6 protein-coding genes are annotated in these 5,802 nt (G+C 36.7%); all 6 read right to left on the reverse strand.

What is annotated here, in order from left to right; translation table 11 throughout:
• Positions 1-243: 243 nt before the first annotated feature.
• Positions 244-1,083 (reverse strand): agmatinase, encoded by an 840-nt coding sequence (speB, locus tag ACQKMD_RS21470; RefSeq protein WP_427754578.1) that lies wholly within the window; start codon positions 1,081-1,083, stop codon positions 244-246.
• A gap of 10 nt (positions 1,084-1,093) precedes the next feature.
• Positions 1,094-1,948 (reverse strand): polyamine aminopropyltransferase, encoded by an 855-nt coding sequence (gene speE / locus ACQKMD_RS21475; protein WP_427754574.1) that lies wholly within the window; start codon positions 1,946-1,948, stop codon positions 1,094-1,096.
• A complete protein-coding gene (gene speD / locus ACQKMD_RS21480) occupies positions 1,948-2,379 on the reverse strand; it encodes an adenosylmethionine decarboxylase (protein WP_179078254.1) in 432 nt (143 codons plus the stop codon). The genes speE and speD overlap by 1 nt, the downstream gene beginning before the upstream one ends.
• Positions 2,380-3,879 (reverse strand): aminotransferase class I/II-fold pyridoxal phosphate-dependent enzyme, encoded by a 1,500-nt coding sequence (locus tag ACQKMD_RS21485; RefSeq protein WP_427754576.1) that lies wholly within the window; start codon positions 3,877-3,879, stop codon positions 2,380-2,382.
• Positions 3,876-5,066 carry a methionine adenosyltransferase gene (metK, locus tag ACQKMD_RS21490; RefSeq protein WP_427754579.1) on the reverse strand — a complete coding sequence of 397 codons (1,191 nt, stop codon included), beginning with the start codon at positions 5,064-5,066 and terminating at the stop codon, positions 3,876-3,878. Before metK ends, ACQKMD_RS21485 begins: the two co-directional genes overlap by 4 nt.
• Positions 5,067-5,565: 499 nt before the next feature.
• The coding region (locus ACQKMD_RS21495) for a hypothetical protein (protein WP_427754577.1) at positions 5,566-5,802 on the reverse strand (237 nt) is incomplete at its 5' end.

Here is a 5,802-nt window from a genome sequence, read left to right on the forward strand (position 1 = left end):
AATTAATAATCGCCCAAGAAAATGCTTGGGCTGGAAATCTGCACACGAAGCGTTCATGGAGCAAGTGTTGCACTTAATTTGACAAAGTAACATAAATAAAAACATCATTATATAATTATCCCTTTTTTGAAAGAAAATAAAAATGAATCCATTGTTGAAAAAAGTTATCAAAATGGATTCATTCTATTTATATATATAACACAAGCAATATTTTGCTTATCTTAAGTTTTTTATACTTACTTTCTATTTATCTAGCGTCAATAAAAGTTCTCTAATTGTCTTACAAGCCATTGCAGTAGAAGCTCCAGATGGATCATATGGTGGTGATAGCTCTACAATATCCGCAGCTACAATGTTATCTAGTGCCTGAAATTGTTTTATTGCGTCCAATAATTCACGGTACGTTATTCCGCCTGGCTCTGGAGTCCCTGTTCCAGGAAAAACACCTGGGTCAAGTACATCTAAATCTATTGTGATATAGACTGGAACGTCTTGCAGTTCAGCTATCTTCTTTTTTAGTGTTTCAAGAGAAAAACGCTCTAGATACGTATGCTCTTTAGCCCATTCAAACTCTTCTCTTAGTCCTGAGCGAATTCCAAATTGGAAAATCCGCCCATCTCCAAGGAATTCATGACAACGTCTAATAACAGATGCATGAGACAATTTTTCACCTAAATAATCCTCACGTAAATCAGTATGAGCATCGATATGGATTAGGTGCAAATCTGGATATTTTTCGTATGCCGCTTTAATAGTAGGCAAACTAACTAGATGCTCTCCCCCTACCATTAAAAACTTCTTGCCATCTTCCAAAACTTCTTCGCAGTACTCAAAAATTTGTTCTAACACTTTTGGCGTATTCCCAAAAGGCAAGTCCAAATCGCCACCATCAAAAATTGCAGCATCTTCAAGATCTTTATCTAAATAAGGTGAATAGCTTTCTAATCCAAACGAGTCATTTCTTATCGCTTGCATTGCAAAACGTGTACCTGGTCTAAAACTTGTTGTGCCATCAAATGGGACACCAAACAATACCGTTTCTGCTTCACTATAAGATTTCTCACACCCTATAAAAGTGTTCATATTTAAAGATTTATTCGCCACGCTGTAGAGCCTCCTTTACGTAACTCGGTAAACCAAATGCTCCAGCATGTAAATTTGTATTATAGTATTTAGTTTTCAGTCCAAATTTTTCCCAAGCTTCAGCATTCAAATCTTTTAATGGATCAAAGGTTTTAGATGCAAAACCAAATAGCCAATGACCTGAAGGATATGTTGGCATATGGTATTGATAAACATGGGTAATTGGGAATATGTTTTTAATCTTTCTATGTGCTTTTTTCATATTAGCAGCATATTCCGCAAAGTAAGGTGATTCATGTTGATTTATTAAAATACCATCTTCATTTAATACGCGATAGCACTCTTTATAAAATTCTGTCGTAAATAGTCCTTCACCAACTGAAATTGGATCAGTAGAGTCCACAAGAATTAAGTCGAATGATTGATCAGGTGCATTTTTCACATATGCCAAACCGTCATCAAAAAGTAACTTCATACGGCTATCTTCTTCAACTCCGCTAGCCGTTACTGGTAAGAATTCTTGACATAAACGAAAAACACGCTCATCAATTTCCACCATTACTACTTCTTCAACTGTTGGATAACGCAACACTTCACGCGCTGTTCCTCCATCTCCCCCACCAATAATTAATACTTTTTTAATTGAAGGGTTTGTTGCAAATGCAGGATGTACAATCATGTCATGATATACAAATTCGTCCTTCTCATTAACCATCATTAAGCCATCTAAAGTGAAAAATGTCCCGAATTCATCTCCTTGATAAAAATCAATTTGCTGGAAAGGGGTTTTTTCACTATATAGTTCTTTCTCGTAACCAATTGAAAATTTACATTCTTTACTCCACTGTTCAGTATACCAAGCCATTATTTCACACCTTCTAATTCTATTTTCACTTTAATTTGATCAATTTCTTGTTCTGCGAATTGACGTATTTTATCAGCCATACCACGTGGAATTTCAAAAGATTCCGTCTTCGTTGCATGTAGTTTTTCAGATAAGTAGTCAGCTGCTTTCCATGGATTTACTGAATCGCCGCAAGTATAAACATCTACAGAAGCAAAACCATATTCCGGCCAAGTATGAATTGTCAAATGCGACTCTTCAATAATGACCGCTCCTGAAACTCCGTATGGATTAAAGTGATGGAAAACAGATTCAACAATAGTTGCACCTGAGTAATCTGCTGCCTCGTTCATAAATCTTTCAATTAATGCATTATTTTCAATTACCTCACTTGGACAACCGTAAAACTCAATTAAAACATGTCTTCCTAAAGTTGATAATTCTATACCCATTTACATTTCCTCCTTGATTACAGTTATATGATTTGCTTCTTTTGCTTCTATCAGAACGTTCCCTAAAGTCTGACAATAATAATCGTATTGCTGGAGAACATCTTGAGAAATTAGTTCTCCTGGAATAACAAGGGGAATACCTGGAGGATAGATCATCAACGAATCTGCACTTATCCGACCTACTGCATCTTCAATGGCGATTGATTCATGTTCTGCATAAAATGCTTCGCGTGGACTTAAAACCAGTTCATTCACTTGATTGACAGTTACATAAGTTGATTGAATCGTCGTATTCTTTCCTATTCTCTTTTCAATGTCCTTTAAAGCAAAAACTAATTTGTCTATTGAATTCTTCGTATCGGCACGTGTAATGACTGCCATCACGACATAACCTTCTGCTAACTCCATTTGGATCCCGTACTTTTCTTTTAAAATTGAATACATCTCAAATCCAGTTAATCCAAGATCATTGACCCGTATTACTAATTTTGTCCAGTCGTACGATTGATTAAAATGCGCTTGTACATATTGTGCTGTCAACACTTCATAACGTGAGCCCGTTTCAATTGTTCTCACCGCGTCAACTATAATTGGTTTTAAATCAGCAAATCGCTCTTCACCATATATAGACAGCTCTCTTCTAGCCACATCTAACGAACTCATTAGTAAGTAGTTTGCACTCGTTGTTTGTAGCATGTTCAATACTTTTTGTATGTGCTCGGGTGCAATTTTGTCATTTTTAAGAAGTAGCAAAGAGCTTTGTGTCAGTGACCCACCTGTCTTATGCATACTTATAGTAACTGCATCTGCCCCGGCAGCAATTGGGTCTATGATGTCATCACACATGAACCCTAAATGGGCACCATGTGCGCCATCGACTATAATCGTAACATCACGCTCATGGGCGATACGGCAGATTTCTTGCAAATCACTCATAGAGCCAAAATATGTTGGGTATGTTACCAACATTGCCTTTACTTCTGGATGTTCATGCAATGCGTTTTTCACATTCTCAACGGAAATGCCATGTGTAATCCCAAAATGATGGTCGACCTCGGGTTGTATAAATATAGGTTTTGCCCCACTAATGATAAGCCCATCCATCACTGATCTATGAGCATTTCGCGGTACCAACAAAGTATCACCTGGCTTGCAAGTTGCCATAATCATAGCCAGTATTCCTATGGTGGTACCGTTTACTAAAAAATAAGAATGATCCGCCCCGAAAGCTTCTGCAGCCAATTGCTGCGCTTCTTTAATAACAGTTTGAGGATGACTTAATAAATCAAGCTCTTTCATGGAGTTAACATCCATGCGCATCGTCATTTCCCCAAGTGCTATTTTCAAAGGATTCATTTGTGCGCCCATTTTATGCCCAGGTACATCAAATGGTGTAACATCTTGCTGAGCATATTGGACTAATGCTTCAAACAAAGGCATCTTATCCTGCGCTTCAAATGTTGTTCTCTCGGTAGCAAGCACTTGCATGTCGTTCATCATTGACCAACTCCAGCGAATTCAAAACTGGATACTAGTTGCTTCAAATCGTTCAGTTTATCTGTTCTTTCCCACGGCACATCTAAGTCACTTCTGCCGAAATGTCCATACGCTGCAACCTGTTTATATTGCGGTTTGCGCAAATCCAACATGTTGATAATGCCGGCTGGTGTTAAATCAAAAGTTTTTCGAATTGCACATAATAATTCCTCTTGTGACACTTTTTCAGTTCCAAACGTTTCAACAGCAATACTAATTGGTTCACTTACACCAATTGCATAAGACAATTGAATTTCACATTTTTCTGCTAACTCTGCAGCAACGATATTCTTTGCCACATATCTAGCAGCATAAGCCGCAGAACGATCTACTTTCGTACAATCTTTACCTGAAAATGCTCCGCCACCATGTCGAGCTGCTCCACCATATGTGTCTACAATGATTTTACGTCCTGTTAATCCGGCATCACCATGAGGTCCACCAACAACAAAGCGTCCAGTTGGGTTAATTAGAATACGGAATGTTTGATTTAAACCAAACTCTCTAGCAGTCTCTTTAATTATGTTCTCAATTACGTAATTTTCAAATAATTCATCATCGAAATCTTCATCATGTTGAATCGACATCAACACAGTATCAATTACTGGTTCATTAGGATTTGTATAATCGATTGTAACTTGTGATTTCATATCTGGGCGTGCCCATTTAAAAGCCCCACTTTTTCTTAGTTGAGATGCTGTTTTTACTAGTGTATGTGCCATTTCGATTGGTAATGGCATCAAGTTTTTCGTTTCATTTGTTGCATATCCGAACATAATTCCCTGGTCGCCAGCTCCAATTGCTTTCGTATCACTTGAAGAATCGATACCCATAGCAATATCAGGTGATTGACTATGAATTAATACTTGTACATTACAAGTAAGTCCGTTAATCCCTAGGCGTTCATCAATGTAACCAATTTCAATCAATGTATCACGCACTATTTTCTCAATATCCAAGTTAGCTGTAGTGGTAATCTCACCACCTACAATTACCGTGTTTGTTGTATCAAACACTTCACATGCCACTCTAGAAAAAGGGTCTTGCTCAAGCGCTGCATCCAATACAGCATCAGAAATCTGATCTGCAATTTTATCTGGATGCCCTTCTGATACAGATTCGGAAGTAAATACAATTTTTTCAACCAATATTAACCACTCCTGTCAAATGATTTAATTTTTTAGACATAAAAAAAGCTCTCCTCCAACCAAAGGAAAGCTTCGATTAATATCAGCTGCTTATCCTCTTATCGTTCACAAAACTAAAAAGCTTTGCGCTCAGGTTGGGCACCCATGATCTGATTCACTCCGAACCAAATTGGTTTGCCACCGTATCTTCGACCCCTCGTCTCAACGGCTATTAATAAGATGACTTTATTTATGTTGGTGCTAATATTAATAGATTTTAATATTCATGTCAAATCTTTTTTAAAAGTGTTTTTGACACCTAAAAACTCCCCAAAATACCAAGTAACAAACTTTGAAAACAGTAATAAATTCTCCTCAAACCCTCAACAACTTTTGATGCTTTTCCCACTCATTTACACTTAATATAATCACTATTCTTAATAAATCAACATAATAACCGTAGATAAATGCTTTTAAGCAAAAAAATATTCGTGTTTTAAACCCATAATATTAGTCGGATTAATCATAGAAAATCACGCTTAACTCCTTTTGATATACGCCTGACAAATAAAATAGCTAAACTTATTAAAAGTACGATTACATAAGGGTTTAGAGGAGGAATCTGACTCATTGGGTGCAAAGAAAAAAATTTTTTCCCACAGAAAAAATAATTTGGCACCATAAAATCAGGTAATTGTTTATTCAGGAATGCTTTTAATTCTTTCTCTTTTATAACTGTATTGCCCTCTGTTAAATAAAA

This window comes from Viridibacillus sp. NPDC096237, from assembly GCF_050278625.1.
Taxonomy (GTDB): Bacteria; Bacillota; Bacilli; order Bacillales_A; family Planococcaceae; genus Viridibacillus.